23 protein-coding genes are annotated in these 24,440 nt (G+C 65.3%); 5 read left to right on the top strand and 18 right to left on the bottom strand.

From position 1 onward, the window contains the following. Nucleotides 1-85: 85 nt before the first annotated feature. The 7 genes from AWB80_RS03450 to AWB80_RS03420 form a co-directional block, all read right to left on the bottom strand. Entirely contained in the window at nt 86-1,072 is a 987-nt protein-coding gene (locus tag AWB80_RS03450; protein ID WP_061173241.1) for an ABC transporter substrate-binding protein, read from the bottom strand. Further along, on the bottom strand, nt 1,069-1,836 hold the full coding sequence (gene fhuF / locus AWB80_RS03445; protein ID WP_061173240.1) for a siderophore-iron reductase FhuF: 768 nt from the start codon (nt 1,834-1,836) through the stop codon (nt 1,069-1,071). The genes AWB80_RS03450 and fhuF overlap by 4 nt, the downstream gene beginning before the upstream one ends. After that, complete coding sequence (fhuB, locus tag AWB80_RS03440) at nt 1,833-3,923, bottom strand: Fe(3+)-hydroxamate ABC transporter permease FhuB (RefSeq protein WP_061173239.1); 2,091 nt, start codon at nt 3,921-3,923, stop codon at nt 1,833-1,835. Before fhuB ends, fhuF begins: the two co-directional genes overlap by 4 nt. Before the next feature lie 94 nt (nt 3,924-4,017). After that, nucleotides 4,018-4,833, bottom strand: coding sequence for an ABC transporter ATP-binding protein (locus tag AWB80_RS03435; RefSeq protein WP_061173238.1), 816 nt, complete (start codon nt 4,831-4,833; stop codon nt 4,018-4,020). Further along, nucleotides 4,830-5,834, bottom strand: coding sequence for a TauD/TfdA family dioxygenase (locus tag AWB80_RS03430; RefSeq protein WP_061173237.1), 1,005 nt, complete (start codon nt 5,832-5,834; stop codon nt 4,830-4,832). Before AWB80_RS03430 ends, AWB80_RS03435 begins: the two co-directional genes overlap by 4 nt. Nucleotides 5,835-5,876: 42 nt before the next feature. Further along, on the bottom strand, nt 5,877-6,122 hold the full coding sequence (locus AWB80_RS03425; RefSeq protein ID WP_061173236.1) for an MbtH family protein: 246 nt from the start codon (nt 6,120-6,122) through the stop codon (nt 5,877-5,879). 63 nt (nt 6,123-6,185) lie between these two features. Beyond that, entirely contained in the window at nt 6,186-6,887 is a 702-nt protein-coding gene (locus tag AWB80_RS03420) for an RNA polymerase factor sigma-70 (protein WP_061173235.1), read from the bottom strand. Nucleotides 6,888-7,193: 306 nt separating this feature from the next. Between AWB80_RS03420 and AWB80_RS03415 the strand changes: the two genes are divergently transcribed. Continuing rightward, a complete protein-coding gene (locus tag AWB80_RS03415; RefSeq protein WP_061173234.1) occupies nt 7,194-8,360 on the top strand; it encodes a GGDEF domain-containing protein in 1,167 nt (388 codons plus the stop codon). Between the two features lie 7 nt (nt 8,361-8,367). Here AWB80_RS03415 and AWB80_RS03410 read toward each other — a convergent pair whose 3' ends face one another. The 5 genes from AWB80_RS03410 to AWB80_RS03390 all read right to left on the bottom strand — a co-directional run bounded on the left by AWB80_RS03410 (nt 8,368) and on the right by AWB80_RS03390 (nt 14,624). Next, nucleotides 8,368-9,453 (bottom strand): lipocalin-like domain-containing protein, encoded by a 1,086-nt coding sequence (locus AWB80_RS03410; RefSeq protein WP_061173233.1) that lies wholly within the window; start codon nt 9,451-9,453, stop codon nt 8,368-8,370. After that, nucleotides 9,453-11,996 carry an FtsX-like permease family protein gene (locus AWB80_RS03405; RefSeq protein ID WP_061173232.1) on the bottom strand — a complete coding sequence of 848 codons (2,544 nt, stop codon included), beginning with the start codon at nt 11,994-11,996 and terminating at the stop codon, nt 9,453-9,455. Before AWB80_RS03405 ends, AWB80_RS03410 begins: the two co-directional genes overlap by 1 nt. Beyond that, a complete protein-coding gene (locus AWB80_RS03400; RefSeq protein ID WP_061173231.1) occupies nt 11,993-12,682 on the bottom strand; it encodes an ABC transporter ATP-binding protein in 690 nt (229 codons plus the stop codon). Before AWB80_RS03400 ends, AWB80_RS03405 begins: the two co-directional genes overlap by 4 nt. A 142-nt stretch (nt 12,683-12,824) precedes the next feature. Next, nucleotides 12,825-13,790 (bottom strand): PDR/VanB family oxidoreductase, encoded by a 966-nt coding sequence (locus AWB80_RS03395; protein ID WP_061173230.1) that lies wholly within the window; start codon nt 13,788-13,790, stop codon nt 12,825-12,827. 42 nt (nt 13,791-13,832) lie between these two features. Beyond that, nucleotides 13,833-14,624: an IclR family transcriptional regulator gene (locus AWB80_RS03390; protein ID WP_061173229.1), complete on the bottom strand. Its 792-nt coding sequence runs from the start codon at nt 14,622-14,624 to the stop codon at nt 13,833-13,835. Between the two features lie 134 nt (nt 14,625-14,758). On the opposite strand from AWB80_RS03390, the gene AWB80_RS03385 reads away from it, so the two are divergent. Genes AWB80_RS03385 through AWB80_RS03370 form a run of 4 tightly spaced genes read left to right on the top strand, consistent with a single transcriptional unit; the run spans nt 14,759 to nt 18,671 of the window. Next, on the top strand, nt 14,759-16,102 hold the full coding sequence (locus tag AWB80_RS03385) for a Rieske 2Fe-2S domain-containing protein (protein ID WP_061173228.1): 1,344 nt from the start codon (nt 14,759-14,761) through the stop codon (nt 16,100-16,102). A 22-nt stretch (nt 16,103-16,124) separates the two neighbouring features. Further along, entirely contained in the window at nt 16,125-17,150 is a 1,026-nt protein-coding gene (locus AWB80_RS03380) for an aldo/keto reductase (RefSeq protein WP_061173227.1), read from the top strand. A gap of 23 nt (nt 17,151-17,173) precedes the next feature. Then, on the top strand, nt 17,174-18,253 hold the full coding sequence (locus AWB80_RS03375; protein ID WP_061173521.1) for an ABC transporter substrate-binding protein: 1,080 nt from the start codon (nt 17,174-17,176) through the stop codon (nt 18,251-18,253). 49 nt (nt 18,254-18,302) lie between these two features. Beyond that, the gene (locus AWB80_RS03370) at nt 18,303-18,671 is read left to right on the top strand and encodes a VOC family protein (protein ID WP_244206375.1); all 369 of its coding nucleotides are present in this window, start codon (nt 18,303-18,305) and stop codon (nt 18,669-18,671) included. An 18-nt stretch (nt 18,672-18,689) separates the two neighbouring features. On the opposite strand, the gene AWB80_RS03365 is transcribed toward AWB80_RS03370, so the two are convergent. The 6 genes from AWB80_RS03365 to AWB80_RS03340 are packed head-to-tail and all read right to left on the bottom strand — an operon-like array spanning nt 18,690 to nt 24,440. After that, complete coding sequence (locus AWB80_RS03365; RefSeq protein ID WP_061173226.1) at nt 18,690-19,763, bottom strand: alcohol dehydrogenase catalytic domain-containing protein; 1,074 nt, start codon at nt 19,761-19,763, stop codon at nt 18,690-18,692. A gap of 34 nt (nt 19,764-19,797) precedes the next feature. Beyond that, nucleotides 19,798-20,835: an NAD(P)-dependent alcohol dehydrogenase gene (locus AWB80_RS03360; protein WP_061173225.1), complete on the bottom strand. Its 1,038-nt coding sequence runs from the start codon at nt 20,833-20,835 to the stop codon at nt 19,798-19,800. Between the two features lie 30 nt (nt 20,836-20,865). Beyond that, nucleotides 20,866-21,612 (bottom strand): SDR family oxidoreductase, encoded by a 747-nt coding sequence (locus tag AWB80_RS03355; RefSeq protein WP_061173519.1) that lies wholly within the window; start codon nt 21,610-21,612, stop codon nt 20,866-20,868. Between the two features lie 22 nt (nt 21,613-21,634). After that, the gene (locus tag AWB80_RS03350) at nt 21,635-22,615 is read right to left on the bottom strand and encodes a sugar-binding transcriptional regulator (protein WP_061173224.1); all 981 of its coding nucleotides are present in this window, start codon (nt 22,613-22,615) and stop codon (nt 21,635-21,637) included. Nucleotides 22,616-22,647: 32 nt separating this feature from the next. Then, nucleotides 22,648-23,499: a carbohydrate ABC transporter permease gene (locus tag AWB80_RS03345; RefSeq protein ID WP_208635602.1), complete on the bottom strand. Its 852-nt coding sequence runs from the start codon at nt 23,497-23,499 to the stop codon at nt 22,648-22,650. A gap of 11 nt (nt 23,500-23,510) precedes the next feature. Further along, complete coding sequence (locus AWB80_RS03340) at nt 23,511-24,440, bottom strand: carbohydrate ABC transporter permease (RefSeq protein WP_061173222.1); 930 nt, start codon at nt 24,438-24,440, stop codon at nt 23,511-23,513.

The following is a 24,440-nucleotide window of genomic DNA, read 5'->3' as shown; positions in this document are numbered from 1 at the left end:
TTTCGTTTATTAGCGTTGCCCCTGTGCGGGGCAACGTTAACAGACCAACACGAATACGGGATCCAGCGAAAAAAAAGCAAGTCAGCTAAGGACCAACCCTCGGCATTGCCAACAACTTCTCCGTAATCACATCCCCGAGCCGCAACGCCGACATCGGCCCGCCAAACCCCCAAATATTCGGCTCGACGAGCACCACCCGCCCATCTTTCTTCGCCGGCACGAACCGCCACACAGGCGAATCGAGTTTCGCATCGACAGGCACATCCGCCCCCGATGCCGTCACGAACAGCACCGCCACATCCGGCCGCTTCAAAAAATCCGCCGACGTCAAATACACCGTTCCTTCACGCGTCGGCTTTTCGGGCCATAAACGAACGCCAAGCGCACGCGCCACGCCCGCCGCCGTGCTGTTACCCGTATAAGCCCAATATCGATCGGGCAAGCCGAGTTCCTGCAAAAGCGCGAAGCGCGTCCCCGACAAGCCGGCTTCCTTCAGACGCGCGGCATCGCGGGCAAGACCCGCATCGAGTTTCGCTTCAGCATCGCGCGCCTGCTGTTCACGCCCCGTCATGCAGGCGAGCGTGTGAAAGATGCTGCGCGTCCAGTCGAGTTGCGTACGCGCGCCGTCACCATCGCCCTTCTGGACATCCGGGCTGAACTGGAACAGCACCGTCGGCGCGATGCGATCCAGCGCCGCAAAAATCGGCGCGTGCCGATAACCCACGCCGATGATCAGATCAGGCTTCGTCGATGCAATCGCCTCCAGACTCGGCTCCTGTCGCGTGCCGACCGTCGGCACACCTTTGAAGCGCGCGCTGTCGTAACCGATCCAGCCGTCGTAGTACTCCGGATCGACCACGCCAACCGGCGTCATGTCGAGCGCCGCGACATCTTCCGCGAACATGAACTCCAGCACGACGATGCGCTTCGGATGCGCAGGCATGGTCTTGCTGAATTGCGAAACGGTCGGATTGCCGGCGAGCGGCGCGCATGTCTTGTTCTCGTCGGCCAGCGCATCACGGCCCGCCAACGCGATGCAAAGACACGCCGCAAGCGTGACCACACGCTTCATCGGATGGCGTCCTGCAATGCGAGTTCGTCGTCGCGCATCGTCAAAAGCAGCGGGCAGCTTGCGCACAGTTGCGTCTCTCCAGGAATCTCATAGCGCACGCAGCACACGCGGCGCACGCGAAACGGGTTGGGCAGAAGCGTTGAACGCGGCTTTGCATCGCGTATCGGCGTGCGCAGCGGGTTGTCGTCGGCCGGGCGGAAGAGCCATTCGGCATCGGTACCGTCGTCGCTCAGAATCGACGGGCAATTCGCGAGCAGATAATCCAGCAGATTGCCCGCGTTGCTCCACAGCACGCGCGGCGCGATCTTCGTCATGGCCGCGATCATGCCGATCACACTGTCCAGATGCGCGACGAGGCCCGCATAGCGGCGCGCAGGATCGGCGTCGGGAGCGTGCAAGGCATCGGCATCGAAATGAAGAGCGGCGGGCATGCCCTCCTTCAGCACCAGATGCGTGCGCTCCGGCGACATATCGAGCGGACGCCCGAGCAGACGCCCCGCCGCCACGCCCGCAGGCGCCGCAAGCCCGAAGTAGTACTTGCTCCATTGCGACAGCAGCGCGCGCGCGTGCAACTCGGCGTCGCCGCCATAAAGCGCGTGCATCGCGGCGAGCAACGCGTCGCGATGATCGGCAAGGGACGTCAGCGGGATACGGACGGCATCGTCGCCGATAGATTCATCAGGACTGCCGAGCCACACGTTCTGGAGATACGGCGCAAGCTCGGGCGGCGCGAAAGCGGCGAAGTTGCGCGCTCGATGCGTCATCGCACGCGGCCCCGGCCTTTGTCACGCCGCGTCTCGATCACGAGCAGCGCCAGCATGTACGGCGCACCGATCAGCGCGGTCAGCACGCCCGCCGGAATCTCGCGGGGCGCAAGCAAGGTGCGCGCGACGAGATCGGCGGCGGCCAGCACCAGCGCGCCCAGCAACGCCGCGAGCCAGAGCCGCGTGCCGTGCGAGCGCGCGCCGAGCATCGTCGCGAGATGCGGCGCCATCAAGCCGATGAAACCGACCGGTCCCACCGCCGCCACCGCCGCGCACGCGGCGAGCGTCGCCACGGTCAGCACGAGCGGGCGCAGCAGCGCGATCGGCAGGCCGAGCGCGGACGCCTGTTCGTCGCCGAGCGCGAGCAGATCGAGCGGCCGCGCGAGCAGCGCCAGCACCGGCAGCGCGAGCACGCACCACGGCAGGATCGTCGCGACTTCGCCCCAGCTTCGTCCATACGTGCCGCCGACCAGCCACACGACGAAGCGCGCCGGTTGCACGCTCTGTTGCGTGATGAGCCATTGCGCGAGCGTCGTGCACAACGTGCCGATGACGATGCCCGTCAGCGCCACCGCGAGCGGCGCGTACTGATGCCGCCGGTTGAACAGCAGCGTGATGACGAGCGTCGCGCCGCCGCCGACGAGCGCGGCCGCCGCGAGAAAGAGATGGCCTGCGAGCGGCCAGATCATCAGCGCGGCGAGCGTCGCGAGTCCCGCGCCTTGCGTCACGCCGAGCACTTCGGGACCGGCAAGCGGATTGCGCACGATGCTCTGCATCAGCACGCCGCTCGCCGCGAGCATGGCGCCCGCGAAGAGCGCGCACAACAGGCGCGGCACGCGCAGTTCGAGCAGCATGCGGGCGATGTCGTCGCGATGAGATAACGCATCGATCCAGCGCGCCGGGCCGAGCATCGTCGGACCGATGGACGCGCCCACGACAACCACCGCGCATCCGGTCGCGAGCAGCAACGCCGCGAGCACCGGCGTCGGCAACGCCGACAACGCCCGCACCGCGCGCATGCCGCGCTTCACCGCTTCGCGCGCTGGGCCCGCATGCAGCGCGCCGGACCAGGCCGCGCCGCTGCGGATCATCGCGAGCATCAGCGGCGTGCCGACGAACGCGATGGCGACGCCTGTCGACAACGTGGAATCGAGCCCGAGCGCGAGCACGGCGCTGTCGGTGGCGAGCACGAGCGCGCCGCCCGCGAGCGCCGAAAGCGGCACGAGCGCCGCCAGCTTCGACGCCTTTGCGCCGCGCACTTGCCGCAGCAGATTCGGCGCGATCAGCCCGACATACGACAACGGTCCCGCGATCGCCACCGCGACGCTCGCGAAGCCGACGGCGACTGTCATCGCGAAGAGGCGCGTCGCATCGACGGGCACGCCGGCGGCTGCGGCGGCATCGTCGCCGAGTGCGAGCGGATCGAGCGGACGGATCACGAACGGCAATGCGGCGAGCGGCAGCACGAGCCAGCCGAGCGCCGACAGCAATCCCGCCGCACCCGGCTGATACAGACTGCCGCTCGCCCACAACGACGCCCCGACCACCGTCTGTTCGAAGAACGCGAGCAGGAGCGTCGAGATCGCGGAGAACAACAGCATGCAGACGCTGCCGGCGAGCACGAGCCGCAATGGCGTCGCGCGCCAGCCGCCCGCCGCGGCCGCGACGCAGCCCGCCGCCGCGAGACCGCACACGAACAAGAGCGGCACCGACGCCGCGCCGACGATCTCCGGCGCGATCATCGCCGCGAGCAGGCCGAGTTGCGCGCCGCCCGTGATGCCGAGCAGATCCGGCGCGGCGAGCGGATTGCGCGTCAATGCCTGAAAGAGCGCGCCCGCGATCGCAAGGCAGCCGCCCGCGACGAGCGCCGCCACGACGCGCGGCGCGCTCAGATCGAACAGAAAGACGTGCGCGAGCTGCGCGGCATCGCTGCCCGATGGCGCATCGAGCCACGCGCGCAACTCCGGGCCGAGGCGCAGCGCCGCAAGCGCGAGAATCAGCGCGATCAGCGCAACCGCGATCACGCCGACGCGATTCGGCGCGGCCACGTCACGTCGCGACGTCTGAGCTTGAGCGGCTGTCGTCATGCCGCCTTCCGTCCGGCGATCAGCGCGAGCACGACCGATACGCGCTCCCAGAACGAAGCCGCGCGGCGCAGGCGGCGGCGAGTGGCGAATGTCGTCATGCGGCAATCTCCCGCGCCTCGACGCCTTCGTAGGCGGGCACGCACATCGGCGCGCCCGTCTGCGGATGCGTGACGCGCAGCATGCGCACGCCGAAGGTCTCCTGCAAATGGCGCGGATCGATCATCGCCTCGGGCGAACCCTGCGCGATGATGCGCCCCGCGCGCATCAACACGATCTCGTCGGAGAACGCGGCCGCCTGATTCAGGTCGTGCAGCACCCATACGATCGTCAGGCCGCGCTCGCGATTGAGCCGCCGCAGTTCTTGCAGGATGTCGAGCTGATGATGAATGTCGAGATAGGTGGTCGGTTCGTCGAGCAGGACGATGGGCGCTTCCTGCGCGAGCGCCATCGCGATCCACGCGCGCTGGCGCTCGCCGCCCGAGAGCGCAGCGACATCGCGCGTGGCGTCGTCGACGAGACCGCTCGCGTCGAGCGCGGCGTCGATCGCCGCGTGGTCCGCGCGTGTCAGGCCACGCATCCAGCTGCCGTGCGCATAGCGCCCGTATGCAACCAGCTCGCGCACCGTGAGGCCCGCCGGAATCTGGTTGAACTGCGCGAGCATCGTCAGCGTGCGGGCGAGCGCGCGGCGGCGCAGCGAGGCGATCGGCTTTCCGTTCACTTCGACTTCGCCCGCGCGCGCGGGCTGCAGGCCGGCGAGCGTGCGCAGAAGCGTGCTCTTGCCGCAGCCGTTGGGCCCGCACAGCGCGGTGACGCGTCCTGCTTCGATATCGATGTCGAGCCCGTCGAGCACCACGTCGTCGCGATAGGCGACGGTCAGGGAACGCGCACGCAGCGCGGTACGGAACGTCATCGCGCCTCGCGGTAACTCTGCGCCATCGCGACGACGACCTTGCGCGGCCCTTCGAACGGATCGCGCGCGTGCGCGGTCAGCATGTTATCGAGCATCAGCACGTCGCCGGTGAGCCACGGAAACGTGATGCGCTGGTCGTCGAGCACCGCGCGGATTTCGGCGAGCGCGTCGGCTTCGAGCGGCGCGCCGTCGCCGTAATGGACGTTGCGCGGGACGTTATCAAGACCGACGGCATCGACGAGCGCTTCCTGCATCTCCTCGTCGAGCGTGGACAGGTGAAACAGATTCGCCTGATTGAACCAGACCATGTCGCCCGTGCGCGGATGGCGCGCGACCGCCTGGCAACGCTCTTCGGTGCGCAGCAGCAGCTCGCCGTCGTCGCTGTCGCGCCACGCGCATGCGATGCCGCGCGCCGCGCAGATGCGCTCGACCTCGCGCGGATCTTCCGTGCCGAACGCGTTCTGCCACGGCAGATCGAGGCCCTGCCCGAAGTTGCGCACGTACAGCAGTTCGCGTTCGGCGAAACGCCGCACCAGCGCCGGATCGAGCGCGCGATACACCGCGCGGCTGTCGGCGATCGGCGTCGCGCCGCCCGAGCGCGCCGCGAGCGCGCAGTGGAACCAGATGCGCATCGGCCATTCGCGTGTGTACGACTGCTCGTTGTGCAGCGGAATCGAGCGATGCGGCGGATATTCCGTCGACGTATACACCGCGCCCTCGACCTGGCTGCGCGGCGTCGACGCGAATTCATAGCCGATTAGCGGATCGCCGAACGACGCGGCGAAACGCTGGAACGCCTCGATCGACTCCACCCGAAAGCCGGTGAAGCGCACGCCGCCCGCGCGTTCGAGCGACTCGGCGACGATACGTTGCAGCAGCGGCGCGGCGTCGGCGAGCGTGATGTCGGCGCCCGCGCGCGGCGAGACGACGACCGGCAGGCCCGGCTCGATGCACAGATCGGCCAGCTCGGGCGCGGCCGCGGACGCGGTGAGTTCGGTCATGTGATGCCCTTTTGCGGAATCATTTGCCTGAATGCGCGTGGCTCAGTTGAGGCGCGACTTCGCCTGCACGGCGAGCGCGTCCATGTGACGGCGCAGGCTCGCGGGGCGCATGTCGGTCCAGGTGTTCTCGATGTACGCGAGACAATCGGCCTTCACGCCGCGCTGGCCCACTTCGCGCCAGCCCGCGGGCACTTCGCGAAACGTCGGCCAGATGGAGTACTGCTCTTCTTCGTTGATGACGACCGTGTAGACGAGATCGTCCGCTGCGTGGTTCTGCTGTTGCGTCATGGTGATGTTCTCTCCGGTGCGGAATGGGTCTTCATCGAATAGACGTGCGGGCCGCGCGTTTTTTTACCGCCGCCGCGCGCGCCCGCCGACGAACGCCGGACATTCGACATTGCGCTCGCGCGCATCGAGGCAATCGGCGCAATGCTGTTGCGCGTCGCGCACCATGAAATGCACCAGCGTCTGCGAGACGTTCAGCGCCCGCGCCGTGCTCTGCAGCGTCTCCTCGCCGAGGCGCACCATCTCGAAGGCGGTGCGGCTGCGGTCGGGCAATTGCGCGAGCGCATCGCAGACGCGGCGCAGCGTATCGCGCGCCTGCACGCGCGCTTCGGGCGTGAGTTCCTGCGAGGGCACGTCGAAGCCGTCTTCCTCGTCCGCGCGATAGATGTTTTCGAGGCTTTGCCGCCGGCAGGCGTCGATCGACGCGTTGCGCACCATGCGCGTGATGTAGCCCATCGGCTGACGCACGGCGTCCTGCTGCGGCAGATCGATGAGATTGACGAAGACGTCGTGCACCACGTCCTCGGCGCGGCTCGCGCAACCGACGACGCCGCGCGCCATGTTCACAAGCATCTGCCGGTTCGCGATGGCGAGATCGAGCAGGCTCGGCGCGGGCGAGGCGCGCTGCGGCGGTGACGGTTCCGGCGTGACGCCGGCGCGCGCGACGGGCCGCAGCCGATGCCAGTACGCATCGAGAGACAGATTCGGAGGCGGCGGCGAGGTCGAAGGTCGCTTCGACGATGCCGGCTGAACGCGCATGTAAGCCATAAATCGTGCTCCGCTTTCGTAGGATTTGAGAAGCTAGCGTAAACGCGAATCATTCTCAACGTCATCCCCACGCGTCAGCGGGTTGTAAGTTTGCGCCCGATTTCGGCGCACGCCTGACGGGATGCGGGAGCGCGGGAAGCGGACAAAATGTCAAGAACTGCCGCTAAATGAATATTTTTTATCGCGGATGACGGGGCGATTGGGTGCGGTGTACCTAAAGTTTCGAAGCGAACGACCGTTATCCGATGTGTGGTCCGGCTTTCCCGCGAGGGTTCAGCCAACGCCGGGCCGCCGCCGGAACCCAACATGAATCATCAAACTGAGGTGTTCACCCTGCCGCGCGGACGCGCGGCCACGTGGTTGCTGCACGCGGGAGCCGATATCCCCCGCGCGATCCGTGTCGCCCTCGTCGGGAGCCTGTTCGGCACCTTGCCGATCTTCGCGGGCGGGGTGCTCAATACGGTCGCCGTCGCGTGGGTGCTGGATCGCCGGCATCCGTCGCTGCCTTTCCACATCTGGCTCGCGCTCGAAATGGCCGTGTGTCTGGTGCGGCTGATCGTGCTCGTCGTCGCACGGCGCCGGGCGCGCGAGCGCAAATCCACGCTGACCGACACCTACGTGCTGCTCGCGCCGCTCTGGGGTGCGACGGTCGGCTATGGCGCGCTCGTCTCGGTGCTGTCCGGCGACTGGATCGCGTCGACGCTCTCTTTTCTGTCGGCGGCCGCGATGGTCGGCGGCATCTGTTTCCGCAACTTCGGCGCGCCGCGTCTCGTCGCGGTGATGATCTTTCTGTCGCTCGGGCCGTGCTGCATCGGCGCTGTGCTGGCGGGCGAGCCGACGCTCTGGCTCACGCTGCTGCAAATCCCCTTCTATCTCTTCGCGATGAGCGCCGCCGCTTGGCGACTGAACGGCATGCTCGTCTCGACGATGAAAGCCGAACAGGAAAACGACCGCCGTGCGCGCCACGACGAGTTGACGGGTCTGCTCAACCGCGCGGGTCTGTTTCAGGCGGTGCGTTCGCGCGAGCCGCGGCATGCCCGCGACAGCGCCCGCACCGCGCTGCTCTATCTCGATCTCGACGGCTTCAAGGCCGTCAACGACGCGCACGGCCACGAAGTCGGCGACACGCTGCTTGCGCTGGTCGCGCGGCGGCTGCGTCATCTGTCGGGCGAAGGCTCGCTGGTCGCGCGGCTCGGCGGCGACGAGTTCGTGATCGTCACGCCGCCGCAGACCGATCCGCTCGTGCTCGCGGATGTGGTCGTGCGCGAACTCGCAAAGCCGTTTCACACCGATGGCGATGTGCCGTTGCAGATCGGCGTGAGTATCGGCATCGCGAGGTTCGACCATCATCACGACGAACTCGACGGCGTGCTGCGTGACGCCGACAACGCGCTTTACGAAGCGAAGCGCGCGGGCAAGAGCCGCTGGGTGTCGGCGGGCGTGCGGGAGTCGATGCTTTTACGCGAAGCGTGAGCGCATCTCACCGCTTCTCCACCTCCAGCGTCTTCGCGTAGCCCGTCAGTTCGAGATACCCGCGCCCCGGCTTGCCGTCCCCTTCCAGCGTCACCGCCCCTTCCCAGTACAACGCGCCGGTCGAATCGCGCGAGTCGAGTTCCTGATCGTCGATGAGCGGATTCAGCCGCCACCGCATCCCGCCGACGCGCACGTTCATCGCGACCGGATACAGCGTGTTCGTGCGCGGCGAGCGCCATTGGCGCTGCGGCGTGAACTCGACATCATCGGGGCCGAATTGCCGCATGCGGCCATCGGGCTCGCGCAGCGCGGCGTGCGCCCACACGGCGCGTCCGTCGCGAGCGCGGACCTTGAACGCCATCAGCGCGGAACCGTCGTCGAGATTCGCGCCGAGCCAGTCCCAGCCCGCCGCATCGGACGAAAGGAGCGTGCTCGACCATTCGTGATCGAGCCACGCGCGGCCCGTCACCGCGACGCTCGCATTCGCCTTTCCCGCAGCCGATGGCCGCGTCACGCTGCCCGTCACCTTCAGTTGCGGCTCGCTGTAGTAGTAGCTCGCCTGTTCCGGCGACGGACCCTTGCGCGAATAGCCTTGCTCGCCCTGGATCATCGGCGGCTGCGTCGGCGTGAAGGTCAGATGGAGCGCGAAGCCGGCGGCATCGGCGATGACCGTGTATCTGCCATCCGCCGCGCGCGTCATGCGCCACGCGTCGAGCTTCACGTCGGTGTTGCCGTCTTTCGCGTACGCGAGACCGAAACCCTGCCGCGCGATGTTCTGATCGTGCACCAGCCGTCCATACGCCGGGTCCGACAGCGCCGCGTGCGCGATGATCAGTTGCGACGGATCGAACGCACTCGCGCCCGGCTTCCTGCCGGTATTCGAGCGAAAGAACGTGATCTGGAAACCGAGCGGCTGATGATCGGGCGTGTCGAGCCAGCCGGTCGCGTACCACCATTCCGTGCGATACGGCGGATGCGCGCCGCTGTCCTTCGGCCATTCGATCGCGTGTCCTGGCACGACGGGCGCGAACTTGGGTTCATCAGCGAATGCGCTCGCCGAGATCAGCCATGCGAGAAGAAGCCACAGGCGCATCACCAGTCCTCCCGCACGGCGCGCACCGCATCGACGGACACGGCGCGCCTTCCCGACAGCACCGCCGTCGCGCACGACGACAGCAGCATCACGCACGCGATGACCGCGATCATCGTCCACGGAACATGCAGCGACATGCTCCAGTGAAACGACTGCGGATTCACGACGAACACGAGAATCAGGCTGATCGCGAAGCCGAGCACGCAGCCCATCGCGATGCCGAGCAGCGTGAGCCATCCCGCTTCGGACGCGAGCAGCGCGAGGATTTGCGCGCGCGTCACGCCGACGTGCCGCAGCATGCCGAATTCGCGCGAGCGCGCGAGCGTCTGCATCGAAAACGTCGCGCCGACGCCGAACAGACCGATCACGATCGCGACCGCCTCCAGCAGATACGTCACGGCGAAACTGCGATCGAAGATGGTCAGCGTGCGCGCGCGAATCTCGCCGGGCTCGGAGAATTCGAGCGTGTCGCCGAACGGCAGCTTCTTGATGCCTTCGATGACCTGCGCGGCGCTCGAACCCGCGCGCAAGGTGACGGCTATATCGGTGGCGGTCGTGTCGCCGGTGAGTCGCCGGTAATCGGCGAGACGCATCTGCAACGCGCCCGTCTGCCGCACGTAATCGCGCCAGATCCCCGCGACGACGAAGCGCTCGTGCGCCCCGCCGACAGGCAAACTCACGCGCTCGCCCACGCGATAGCCGTACAGATCGGCCATCGCTTCGGAGGCCCACACGGGCGTTTCGCCTGCGCGCCACGCGGCGGGCGGCAACACCTCGCCGGTCATTTGCAGGGCCGCGCCGGGATCGGCCGCATCGAGTTCGCGGGCGATCAGCGCGACGGGCGGCTTCGCGGCATCGAGCGTCAGTTTCGACGCGCGCGTGAACGCCGCATGCGCGACGCCGTTTGCAGCGGCGATGCGCATCTGCTGATCGGGCCGCAAGCCGCCGGTGTCGCCGCTCGACGCCATCCGCACGTACAGATCCGCCGACAGCAGATGAGCGAGCCAGTCTTCCACCGACACGCGAAAGCTCGTCACCATGATCGCCATTGCGACGATCAGCGTGAAGCTCGATAGAACGCCGCCCATCGCGATCGATGCCTGGCCCGGCGCATTCGCGAGACGCGCGAGCGCGAGCGTCGCGACGGCGCCGCGCGGTTTCATCGCGCGTCGGAACACGATCGCGGTGAGGCGCGGCATCAGCGCGATGCCGCCGACCAGCAGCAACGCGACGGCCATGTATCCGCCGACGGGCGCATCGAAAACGGGCGGCGCCTGCGAGAGCGCCGCGCCTGCCGCGAGGCACGCGAGCGCGGGCCACGGCGTGCCGAGCGGCGCGAGCGCGGCTTCCTCGCTGCCGGCTTTGAGCGCGGGCGCGGGCCGGGCGCGCGCCGCTTCGAGCGCCGGCACGAGCGTGCCCGCGAGCGCCACGCCGATGCCGAGCGCGAGAAAGATCGCGCTGGCGACCGGCTCGAACGCGACACGCGGCTCGACGCCCGGAAAGTAGCCGCCGCCGAGATCGCTGCCGAAGAAACGCAGCGCGAGCGCCGCGACGGTGAAGCCGAGCGCGATGCCGAGCACGCCGCCGACGACGCCGAGAAGCGCGCCTTCGAGCATGATCTGCCGCACGAGCGACGTGCGCGTCATGCCGAGCACGCGCAGCATCGCGAATTGCGCGCGGCGGCGCACGACGCCCGCCGCCTGCGTCGAGAACACGAGAAACGCGCCGGTGAACAGCGCGACGAGCGCGAGCACGTTCATGTTGATGCGATATGCGCGCGAGAGCCGATCGGTACGGCTCTCGACGTCGCGCGTTTCGGTCACGACGAGACGCGCGCCGAGTTCGCGTTGCAGCGTCTGCCGGAACGCATCGCGATCGACGCCGCGCGCGAGTTGCAGATCGATCCGCGAGAGTCTGCCTGTCATCGAGAAATGCGTCTGCACGGCGGCGATGTCCATCACCGCGATGCGCTGCCCCGGCCGCGTGCGCGCGATGCCACCCGCAACGCGCAATCGTACCGGCGACGTGCCGCTCTGCAATTCCACCTGGCCGCCGTCGCGCACGCCGAGCCAGGTCTGCGCGGCGGGCGAAAGAAAGATCGCGTCATCGGCGAGTGCATCGAGCGACGCGTCCGGCGCGGGCACGCCGGTCAGATCCGGCGCGATACGCTTCGCGCGAAACACGTCGATGCCGAGCACCTTGAGCGGCGCGTTCCTGCCGGGCACGGCGGCATCGACTTCGAGCACCGGACTCGCGACCGCTACGCCGTCATGCGTCGCGAGGCGCGGATACAGGTTCTCGTCGATGAAAGGCTGCGCGCCGCGCACCTGTAAATCCGCCTGTCCCGACAGACTGCGCGCGGCAGCGGAAAACTCGTTGAAGGCCGCGCCGTTGATGAGTTGCACCGCGTAGCCGAGGCCGACGCCGAGCGCGATCGTCAGCATGGCGACGACCGCGCGGCCCCGATGACTGCGCCATTGCGCGCCGAGCAGCCAGCGCGTGAGCGTGTCGGACGTGCGGCGCGTGACGGCGATATCGCTCATCGGGCCAGCGTCGCGGCGTGCAGTGCGCCGTCGCTCAGGATCACCACGCGATCGGCGAACGCGGCGGCGGCTTCCGAATGCGTCACCATGACCGTGGCGGCTTGCGTCGCCTTCGTTTCGGCGCGCAGCAGTTCGAGCACTTCGTGCGCGGTTTGCGGATCGAGATTGCCGGTCGGCTCATCGGCGAGCAGCAGACGCGGCCGATGCACCAGCGCGCGCGCAATCGCGACGCGCTGCAGTTCGCCGCCGGAGAGCTGGCGCGGCATGTCGCCGTCGCGTCCGTCGAGGCCGACGGCGGCGAGCATCGCGCGCGCGGGTGCGGGCGGCATGCCGTTGAGCAGCAGCGGAACCGCGACGTTCTGATAGAGCGTCAGATGCGGTAGCACGTGGAACGCCTGGAACACGAAGCCGAGCTTTTGGCGGCGCAGGCGCGTGGCGGCGTCGTCGGAGAGGGTGGAGATTGATGCGCCGTCGATCAGCACGTCGCCGCTGTCGGCTGTGTCGAGACCGGCGATCAGATTGAGCAGCGTCGACTTGCCGACGCCCGAATCGCCCATGATCGCGACGAACTCGCCGGCGCCGAGCGCGAAGTCGAGCGCGTCGAGGACGATGCGGCCGCCGGGGTAGGTTTTCGTGAGGCGGCGGCATTCGAGCGCGGCGGTGATGGCGGAGTCGGCGGGTCGCATGGGCGTTGAGTTTTTTGCAGGCAATGTGATTGTGCCTAAATGTCCGGGGGGTCGTCGGACAATGCTCTCAACTCAAGCTCCACGTCATCCAGCAGGCTTTTACGCGAGATGCCGGTGGGACTTCGCTTTTCGAAAAACAAAATCAAAAATCAATCACAAGCCGCTCACTCTTCGCCCCGGAACAACAAATCAACATAGTCCGCGAAGAAGCCCGCTCGCGCTCGGTGAGCACGCTATCCCGATGATCCGGCGTCCCTTCCACCACATCCACCTGACAAGCTCCGCAAATCCCTTCTTCGCAAGAATAAGGCGCTGCAACCCCGCCTTCGCGCAAAACCTGAAGAATCGTCTTGCCAGCAGGCACCTCGAATTGCTGCCCCGTGCGATGCAACTGCACGACAAACCCGCCATCACAAGCAGCAACCGCCCTCGGCGCGAAGTATTCGATATGCACCCGCTCCGGATCAATCGAAGCGGTAGCTTCTTCATAGCCCTTGAGCATCGGCTGCGGCCCGCAGCAATAAAAATGCGCGCCCTCCGGCGCACGAGCCACGATCTCCGCCATATCGAGCACGCGGCCATTCTGCTCAGAATCGAAATGCAATCGCGCTTGCGGCAACGCAGTCAAGGTATCGAGGAAAGCGGCCTCGCCCCGCTCGCGGCACGCGTAGTGCAACTCAAACGACCGGTTCAATCGCATCAGACGCTGCGCCATGCACCAGATCGGCGTAATGCCGATCCCCCCAGCCATCAACACCGTATGCGAAGCCGTCTCGCACAAAGGAAAGTTATTGCGCGGTCCGCCGATATCGAGCATCTGTCCCACGCGCAATTGCTCGTGCATGAATCGCGATCCGCCTCGGCTCGCGCGATCGCGCTTGATACCGATGAGATACGCCCGCTCATCGCCATCCGCGGTCACGAGCGAATACTGCCGCATGAGCCCGCTCGGCATATGCACGTCGATATGCGCGCCCGGCTCCGCGCGCGGCAATGCCGCGTTGTCGGGACGGCGGATTTCGTAGACGTTGATGTCGTCGGCGGCGTAACGGATGGCCGTCACGCGCATGTTGATCGGCGCATCGGCTGCGTTCATCTGCAAAGACATGAAACCACTCCTCCATACGTGCGGCGTCGTCGCGCCGCGGGATCAATCCTGTCCGACGCGATGCGCGACGCTCGCAAGCACGCTCTTCATCGGCAAGCGCGGCTTGAGCGCAGCGGCACTATCGAGCAGCATCTTGCGGAACACCTTCACCTGATCGGTCGTGAAGCGCGTGAGCAAGCCTGATACTGTCAGCGCGCCGAGCAGTTCGCCACGCTCGTTCAAAAGCGGCACCGCAACCGCCGCGAGATCGGGATCGCGGTCTCCCTTCGATACGACCCAGCCGCGCGCGCGCACCGGCATACTCGCTTCCTCGCCGCGCGATTGCGGATCGAACGCCCACAACACACGGCCCGCCGCACCGCCCTTCAACGGATGACGCGAACCCTCGTCCAGATGATGGCGCGCCGAACGCGGCGAATTCACGCGATAGAGACAGATGCGCTCGTCGCCGTCACGCACATAGAACGATGCGGTCTCGCGCGTGAAGGTCGACAGCTTCTGCAGCGCGGGACGCACGAGATCTTCGAGACTCACGTCGGCCTGGCTCAGCGCGCCGAGACGCCGCAGTTCCGGGCCCAGCGTGAAGTGACCGCTCGCGTCGCGATCGAGAAAGCGCATGTGCACGAGCGACGCGCACAGCCGCAGGATCGTGCTCTTGTAGAAGCCCGAACGCTGCGCGAGCAACGCGAGCGACAATGCCTCGCCCGGCAGGCGAAAACACTGAAGAATCGCGAGCGAACGCTCGACCGCTTCGACGCGCGGACGCTTGTCGTCGATCTCGTTCGCTTCATCGAATGACGCATCCGCCGCCTGCGTCGGGTGATCGAGGTTCATCGCATTGTCTCCTCACAGTCGTTCATGATGAAATTTATAGCCCGATGGATTGGTTCTGTCCAACAGAATTTGTGCCGCTTGTCAGAACGCAAGACGGACCCTAATCTGCATTCACCTGAACACGGAGACGGAACATGCTGAGTGCAGCGATGAACGAAAGACTCACGCGCGTCGGCCCGGGCACGCCGGGCGGAGAGCTGATGCGGCGCTACTGGATTCCGATTGCGCCCTATTCGCAATTCGACGACGAAAACCCTGTGCACAAGGTGCGCGTGCTTGGCGAAGACCTCGTGCTCTACAAGGACAAGAGCGGCACGCTCGGTTTAATCGGTGATCGTTGTCTGCATCGCAACGTCGAATTGAAGTTCGGCATTCCCGATAACTGCGGTCTGCGCTGCCCGTACCACGGCTGGCTCTTCAATCAAGACGGCAAATGCGTCGAACGGCCGATGGAAGCCACGCCGCGCGGCGAGATCAAACAGAAGCTGAAGGCCTATCCGGTGCAGGAACTGGGCGGGCTCGTGTTCGCGTATCTCGGGCCGCTGCCCGCACCCGCGTTGCCGCGCTGGGATCTCTTCGTATGGCCGAACGCGATTCGCCAGATCGCCATCATGAAGATCGACTGCAACTGGCTGCAATGTCATGAGAACACCGGCGATCCGACGCACAGCGCATGGGCGCACGGCCACATGTTCCAGTACGTGCTGGAAAAGCAGGGACGTTACGAGGAAGCCTCCGCGCGCGCCGAGCATACTCTGCATACGCGGCTGAAGACCGGCGTCGGCATCAAGGAACTGTATGCGAATCCGAGCCAGCACGGCATCTCGAAGGGTGTGCGCTATGCGAAGGATCTGGGCGCGGACGAAGACTACACGCGCGAACATTCGACCGTGATCTTTCCGTTCTTCACGCAGACCGGCAAGACCGGCGCGCCGCGCAGCGAGTATCAGATTCGCGTGCCGATCGACGACGAGCACACGTACCACATCTGCTATCAGGTCTATGCCGCGCCGCCGGGCGTCGATGCGCCGAAGCAGGACAGCGTGCCGTACTACGAGCCGCCGCGTTACGACGAAAGCGGCAAACCGATTCTCGATTACGTGCTGGCGCAGGACGCGCTCGTATGGGACGCACAAGGCGCGATCACCGATCGCTCGCAGGAACTGCTCGGCCGCACCGATATTCCCATCGTGCTGTTGCGCAGGCAGCTCGACGAGCAGATTCGACGCGTCGAGGAAGGACTCGAACCGATCAACTTCTGGCGCGACGAATCGCCGGAAATCATCTATGGCTCGGGCGAGGCGCCGGACTACAGCAAGCCGCTGCTCAAGCATAACTTTCGCAAGCTCTATCATCGCGGCTTCTTCAATGACGATGCGGATCGCTACGGCCCGATCATCGAAGACGTGAAGGACTTGCATCGCCGCATCGAGGAAGCGGAAATCGCCGCGCGCGAAGCCAGCGCGAGCACGACCTGATCATGCGCGAAAGAGGCACGCGATGAAATACAGAAGCATCGGGCGCACGGACCTGAAGGTATCCGAGATCGGCTTCGGCTGCGGCGGCAATGCAGGCCTCATGGTGCGCGGCAGCTTCGAGGAGCAATTGCGCATCGTCGAGGCCGCGCTCGAAGCGGGCATCAATTACTTCGATGTCGCACCCGATTACGTCGGCGCCGAAGCGAACCTGGGCCGCGTGCTGCACACGCTTCACGCGCGGCCGCTGCTCAACTCGAAGGTCGAAATACGCGAGGAGAATCTCGACGATATCGCCGGACATGTCGTGCGCTCCGTCGAATCGAGCCTGAAAGAACTGGGCGTCGATCATCTCGACGTGCTGCAGGTTCACAACGCGCCCGTGTGCGGAAGGCGCGCGCCAGTGGGCAGCGACTATCACACGCTGGGCGTGCAGCATTTCTTCGCGCCGCGCGGCGTGCTCGAAGGTGTGAGGCGTGTCATCGATGCGGGCAAGGTGCGGTATGCCGGCTTCGTCTGTCGCGGCAACGATGCGCCTTACGTGCGCGAGTTGCTCGCAGCCGGCATGTTCAGCCTGCTCAACGTGCCCTACACGCTGCTCAATCCGAGCGCGGGCATGGTGCTGCCCGCTAACCTTGCCGTCGACAAGGACGGCGGCGCCGTGCTCGACGATGCTCACCGCGCCGGCGCGGGCGCCGCGATCTACAGCGTGCTCGCACGCGGCTTTCTGTCCGATCAGAGCATCTCGGGCGTCGGACATCATCCGCTCGCGCGCGATGTTTCCGGCAACGCCGCCGATGCTGAAATGATGCGCGAGCGCGCCGCGCGCGTGAGTTTCCTTGCACGCGAATCGGGCATATCGCTCGCGCAGGCCGCCTTTCGCTTCGTGCTCGCACATCCCGGCGTGACGACGGCGCTGGGCGGATTCTCCTCGATGGAGCAACTGAAAGAGCTATGCGCGGTTTCCGGCATGGGCCCGTTTCCCGACGCGCTCAACGCCCGGCTCGAACGCGTGTGGCAAAGCAATTTCGCGGAAACGGCGTCATCATGACGAAGAAGGAGGTTCGCGTCCCCATGACAATGACCAGAAGAGACGTGATACGGCTTGCCGGGGCGACGCTCGCACTCGGCGCCGCTGGTTTGCCGCTTGCGGCCTGCGCGAAAGAATCGCAGCCGCAGCCGAATCTCGCGCTGGCGTCATACGAAGGTCCGGATCGTGCCGAGAAAATTCTCGCGGCCGCAAAGGAAGAAGGCGAACTGAACTTCTATACGTCGATCGCGCAGCCCGATGTCGCGCCGCTCATCGATCCTTTCGAGTCGCGCTACGGCATCAAGGTCAATGTCTGGCGCGCGGGTGATGAACAAGTGGTGCAACGCATCGTCGCGGAATCGCAGGGGCATCGTTATATCGTCGATGCGGTGCATACCGGTTCGTCGTATCTCGATGCGCTGCGGCGCGAAAAGCTGCTTGCGCCGGTTTCATCGCCGGTGCTCGCGGAGCTTGCGCCGCATGTCGTGCCCGAGCATCGGCAATGGGCATCGACGATGTTGTCCGTGTGGGTGCAGGCATACAACACGCGCCTGATCAAGCCCGCCGATCTGCCGAAGACCTACGACGATCTGCTCGCCTCGCACTGGAAAGGCAAACTCGGCATCGAAGCCAAGAGCGCCGACTGGTTCGCGACAGTCGCGACGCAAATGGGTCGCGACAAGGGCATCGAGTTCTTCCGCACGCTGGTCGATACGAACGGCGTCGCGGCGCGCACGGGCAATTCGCTGCTGAACAATCTCGTGGTGGCGGGCGAAGTGCCGCTCGCGCTGGAGGTCTACAACTACATGCCCGCGCAGGCGAAGCGCCGTGGCGCGCCGATCGACTGGTTCGTATTGCAGCCGGCGGCGGCCCGCGCGAATGGCGTCGCGCTCCTGACGCACGCGCCGCATCCGGCCGCCGCGCTGCTGCTCTACGACTACCTGTTATCGGTCGATGCGCAGCGCATTCTCGTGTCGCGCGACTATGTGCCGACGAATCGCAATGTCGCATCGCCGATGCAGGGCGTCAATGTCGCGCTCGTCGATCCGGCCATGACGATGCAGGAACGAGGCCAATGGAACAGGACGTTCAATAAGATCTTCCTGCACGCATCGGGCTCGTGAAATGAATCGGCGGGACGGTACACTGTCGCTTCCGTCACGCTGATTCTCCATGATGAACCAACTTCTCGCGCTGCGTCCTTTCGTTCCCGCCAGGGACTTCGATCTGTCCAAGCGCTTCTACGAAGCGCTGGGTTTTCGCGTCACGCATCAGGACGACAACATCGCGATGCTGAAGTCCGGCTGCTTCAGCTTCATCCTGCAGAACTTCTATGTGAAGGAATTCGCGGAAAACTGCATGCTGCAAATGCTCGTACGCGATGTCGATGCATGGTGGCGCGAGACGAATCCCGAGGCGCTGGGCGAGCGCTTTCCGGTCAATCCTGCCCGCGCGCCCGCGATACAAAGCTGGGGTATGAAGGTCGGCTTCGTGTTCGATCCTTCGGGCGTGCTGTGGCACGTCGGCGAAGTGCCCTTCTGACGCGGATTTCAAACGCAATCATTTCGGTTTGAGCAGCACCTTGATCGAGTCGAGCGAATTCGCGACCGCGATCGCCTCGTCCCACTCTTCCAGCGTGAAGCCGTGCGTGACGATGCCCTTCGACGTGACCAGACCGCGCGCGAGCAGATCGATCGCGATCGGATAGCAATACGGCCCGAGATGCGCGCCGCGCACGTCGAGTTCCTTGCGGTCGCCGATGATCGACCAGTCGACAGTCGTATCGGCGCCGAACACCGAGAATTCGACGAAGCGTCCGAGCTTGCGAATCAGTTCCAGCCCTTGCGTCACGCCCGCGGGCGCACCCGTCGTTTCGATATACACGTCGCAGCCATAGCGATCGGTGATCGAGCGGATCGTCTCCAACGCGTCGTCGGTTTTCGGGTTGATCGTGATGTCCGCACCATATTCGCGCGCCAGTGCGAGACGCTCTTCGACGAGATCGATCACGACGAGTTTCTTCGGCGTCTTCAGATGCGCGACCTGCGTCATCATCAGGCCGAGCGGCCCGGCTCCCGCGATCACGACGACGTCACTCAACTGGATATCACCGCGATTCACCGTATGGATCGCGCAGGCGAGCGGCTCGATGATCGCCGCGTCTTCGAGCGAGATGCCATCGGGAATCTTGTGGACGATCGCCGTCGGCGGAAAGCGCATGTATTCGGCCATGCCGCCGTCGGCCACTTCGCGCTGAAAGCCGAAGATGTTGTGCACTTCGCACATCCAGTATTCGCCAGACTTGCAATAGCGGCATTTCGCGCACGGCACGATCTGCTCGGCGATCACGCGATCGCCCTTCTGCACGCCGAAGTGCTCTTGCGCGCCTTCGCCCAGTTCTTCGACATAACCGAAGAACTCATGTCCGGGAATGACCGGCGCCTTCACCCACGGGTTCGGGCCGCCCCAGAACATCTTCGCGCCCGACCAGCATTTGCAGTCGCTCGCGCAGATGCCGCATGCGGCGATGCGAATCACGAGTTCGTTTCTCGCGGCGCTCGGACGCTGCACGCGCTCCACCCGATAATCCTTCGGTGCGCGGCATACTATCGCCGTCATCTCTGAATCGGCCATGGCGTGTCTCCGTATAGTTATATGAGTGGCGAAATTACTGTTCCAGTACGATCTGCACCTTCACGTCGGTCGGTACGCCGCTCGCTGCTTCCTCGAACGCCCTGATGCCTTCCGCGAACGGGAAGGTCCGCGAAATGAAGGGCTTTATGTCGAGCTTGCCGGAGGCGATCAACTGAATCGCGCGCGGAAAAATATTGGCATAGCGAAATACCGACTCGATGCGCGCTTCCTTGATCTGCACCGCGACGACATCGAGCGGAATCGCCCGCTGCGGCATGCCGACGAGCACGAGGCAGCCGCCCGGACACAACAGATCGACGATGCCTTCGAACGCCTTCTCGTTGCCGCTCGCCTCGAACACGATGTCCGCGCCCCAGCCGTCCGTGAGTTCATGCACCACGTCGAGCGCGCGCTTTTCGCGGATGTTCACCGCCGTGACGCCCTGCACGCCGCCGATCAGTTCGAGCTTCTCCTGCACGAGATCGCACACGATGGCGCGGCTGCATCCGCCCGCGAGCGCGGCGAGCGCGCACATCATGCCGATCGTGCCCGCGCCGAGCACCACGGCGACATCGCCCGGCTTGATCGCGGCTTTCTTCGCGGCCTGCAAGCCGATCGACAACGGCTCGACGATCGCGCCTTCCGCGAAGCTCACGTTGTCCGGCAGCTTGTACGTGAACGCCGCCGGATGCACGACAAAAGGCGCGAGGCAGCCATGCACCGGCGGCGTCGCCCAGAAGCGCACTTTGGGATCGAGGTTATAGAGACCCTCGCGCGACGCGCGCGATTCCATGTCCGGCACGCCCGGCTCCATGCACACGCGATCGCCCGCCTTCAGATGCTTCACCTCCTCGCCGACTTCGACGACCGTGCCCGATGCCTCATGCCCCAGCACCATCGGCTCGTTCACGACGAAGGGCCCGATGCGGCCGTGCTGATAGTAGTGAATGTCGCTGCCGCAAATGCCGACCGTATGAATCCTGATACGCACGTCGCGCGGGCCCACGACCTGCGGCAGGCTGAACGGACGCAGGCTGATGCGTCTTGCTTCCTCTAGAACCAGTGCTTCCATCGTCGTTCCTTTGATAGAAAATTTGCGGTATCAGCAGGACTGGAATCCGCCGTCGACCAGCAGGCTCACGCCGCTCACCATGCTCGAATCGTCGCTGAGCAGATAAGCAATCGTGCGCGCCACTTCCACCGGCTGAACAAAGCGGTTCATCGGAATGCGCGCGAGCATCGGTGCGGATTTGGCGGGATCGCTCCACGCGCGTTCGCCCATCGGCGTCATCGTGACGGTCGGAAGCACGGCGTTCACGCGGATGCCGTGCGGGCCGAGTTCGTTGGCCATCACGCGCGTCATCGCGTCGAGTCCGCCCTTCGATGCGCAATACGCCGCGTGCAGCGCAAAGCCCACGTTCGCCGACAGGCTCGATACGTTGACGATCGATCCACCCGCGCCGCGCGCGATCATGCTTTTCGCGCACTCCTGCGCAACGATCATCGTGGCGCGCAGATTCACGTTCATGGTCATGTCGAAGGCTTCGACGGTCGTGTCGAGAAACGGCTCCAGCACGGCAATGCCCGCGTTGTTCACCAGCAGATCGACGGGCTGCACGCTGCGCGCCGCTTCGCGCGCGGCGTTGGCGTCGGCGAGATCGACGGCGATGGTTTCGCAACCCGTCTCGTGCTTCAACGCGTCGAGATCGGCTGCGCTGCGGCTCAATGCGATCACGCGCGCGCCGCGTTCGATCAGCAGATGAACCGTCGCATGACCGATGCCCTTGCCCGCGCCCGTGACGAGCACGGTCTTGCCCGCGAACTCGCGGTTTCTGTCGATGGTCGTCATGGTGTCGTCTTTCAAGGCCTTTTCAAGGCTCATCACAGAGACGTCGCGCGGTGTCTTCATCGGTCACGAGCACGGACGGATAGCGCCCGCGCAACGCCGCGCGCGTCACATGAAACTTCTTCTGGCCGCCGCTCACGAGAATCACGCGTTTGATCTTGCGCAGATCGTCCAGCGTGATCGCCACGGTGCGGCGGTTCAGCGGATGATCGATCAGCTCGCCGTCCTCATCCATGAAATGACCGAGCATGTCGCCGACCGCGCCGGCCTTTTGCAGCGTGCGCAACTGCTCGGGATTGTCGATGCCGTAGGTCACCACCAGCGATTCCGTCAGATCGCCGCAGGTGAGCAAGGCGAGGTCGGCATTGCGCGCGAGTTCATAGGTCTCGCGCACGGTGTCTTCCTGCAGGATCACGTCGCGCGCCTTCTGACTGCTCACGTAGATCGGCGCGGCGAAGAGATAACCATCGGCGCGGCAGATGTTCGCGAAGTCCGAGACGATGTCGAACGTGTTGATGCTCGGGCAATGCGACAAACCGCCCTGCAACGACACCGCCGACACTGCGCCATAAGTGCGCTGAGGCATTGCGCGCAGCACGGCGCGGATCGTGCGGCCCCAGCCCAGGCCGATGGTTTGCCCGGCAACGATCTGCTTCGCGAAATAGGCGGCGGCGCCTATGCCGAGCGCCGCGTTGTTCGCTTCGTTGTTCGCGCCGCTCGGCACCACCACCGCGCATTCGAGGCCGAAGCGCTTCGCGAGCGCCTCCTCGAGTGCGACGCACGGCGCGATCTTGCTGTTGATCGTGATCTGCACGAGGCCCGATTCGCGGCTCGCCGCAAGCAGCCGGTTCACGCGCACCCTGTTGCTGCCGATGCGCTGCGCAATCTCCTGCTGCGTCAGATTGCCGACGTAGTAATGCCACGCGACGCGCGCCTGCAACTCTTCTTCCGAGTCGATGGAATCGTCCACTTCGGCGATGGCGATGGGCGGTGCGCTCTTGCTCATGTCGTTTCGTTGCTCAATCAAAGAACGCGATTCTATTTCACCGCGCCCATCGTCAGGCCTTGCACCAGTCGGCCCGAGACGAGCAACGCGAAGACCACCATCGGCAGCACGATCAGCGTGCCCGTCGCCATGATTTCGCCCCACGGCAACTCATAGCCGCTCATGTAACTCGTTGCGGCGACGGGCGATGTGATCGCATCGCTGCGCGTCAGCACGAGCGCATAGAGCAGGTCGTTCCACGAGAAGATGAACGCGAAGATCGCCGACACCACGATGCCTGGCATCGCGAGCGGCAGGTTGATGCGCCAGAACACGCGCCACGGCGATGCGCCATCGAGACGCGCGGCTTCGTCGAGTTCAACCGGAATGTTGCGGAACTGGTCCGTGCAGATCCATACGACGATCGGCAGCGAGAAGGTCAGATAGAGCAGGATCAGCACGATATGCGTATCGACGAGTTCCAGCTTCGTGGCGATCAGGAAGAACGGCACCGCGAGCACGACCGGGCTCACCATGCGGTTCGAGATGAACCAGAACCACAGGTCTTCCTTGCCGCGAAATTCATAGCGCGCGAGCGCGTAGGCTGCGGGCGCGCCGAGCAGGATCGCGAGCACCGTCGTGCTGCTCGCGATGATGAGCGAGTTCAAAAGACTGCCCGCGACATCATGCTCGAAGAGCGCCGCCGAGTAGTGATGAAAGGTCGGCGAGAACAGCCATTTCGGCGGATACGCGAGCGCGTCGGCCTGGCTTTTCAGGCTCGTCGTGACCATCCAGTAGAACGGAAACACGGACGACATGAACACGACGACGAGGCCGAGAAAATGCCATACCGTGGCGCGCTTTCTTGCCGCGCGCGCGCGCTTCGCGCGTTGCGTGGTCTGCAAAGTCGGTGAACTCACGCGGCCTCCCGATACACGAAACGGATATAAAGACGTGACAGCACGATCGTCAGGATCAGCAGGATGATCGCCTGGGCGGACGCCATGCCCTGATCGAAGAGACGAAAGCCCACGCGCTGGATATAGACGCTGATGAACTCCGTCGCGGCGCCCGGTCCGCCGCGCGTCATCGTGAAGACGGCGTCGAACATCTTGAGCATGTCGGCCGAACGGAGAATGAGAATGGCCGTGAGACCGGGCAGCAAATAAGGGCGTTGCAGATGCCAGAGGATCATGCTCCACTTCGGGGTTTCGAGGCGCGCGGCCTCTTCCGCTTCCTTCGGCACCATCGAGAGTCCCGCGAGCAGGATCAGCGCGCAGAACGGCGTCCACTGCCAGATATCCATGATCATCACGGAGACGAACGCGAGCGTCGGGTCCGCAAGCCAGTCTTGCGGCGGAATGCCGAGCAGGCCCGTCAGATAGTTCGCCACGCCGAACTGCCGGTTGAAGATCAGACGCCCGATGAGGCCCACGACCGCATACGTCGTCGCCATCGGAATCACGAGGCTTACGCGCGCGGCCGCGCGCATCCAGCGCAGGTCCGTGCGATGCAGCAGCAGCGCGGCGAACAGGCCGAGCGCGACTTCGATCGGCAGCGTGAGGCACAGGAACAACGCAGTGCGCCCGAGTGCTCCCCAGAAACTCGGATCGGTCAGCGTCGCAATGTAGTTGTCGACGCCGACCCATGGCGTGCCCGAGGCGAGATCCGCGAGCTTGTACTGATGAAACGAGTTATAGAGCGCGAGCAGCAGCGGATAGACGCCGATGATCGCGAGCGCGGCGATCGCGGGAATCAGAAACCAGAAGGCGGGCGAACGCGGCAGGATGCCGAAGTAACGCGCGGGCTTGCGCGGTCCGCGCGCGTGCAGTGCGGGTGATGCCAT

This window comes from Caballeronia pedi (assembly GCF_001544915.2).
Classification (GTDB): domain Bacteria; phylum Pseudomonadota; class Gammaproteobacteria; order Burkholderiales; family Burkholderiaceae; genus Caballeronia; species Caballeronia pedi.
The sequence above is the reverse complement of the archived record's forward strand: the minus strand, read 5'-3'. Positions and strand labels throughout refer to the sequence as shown.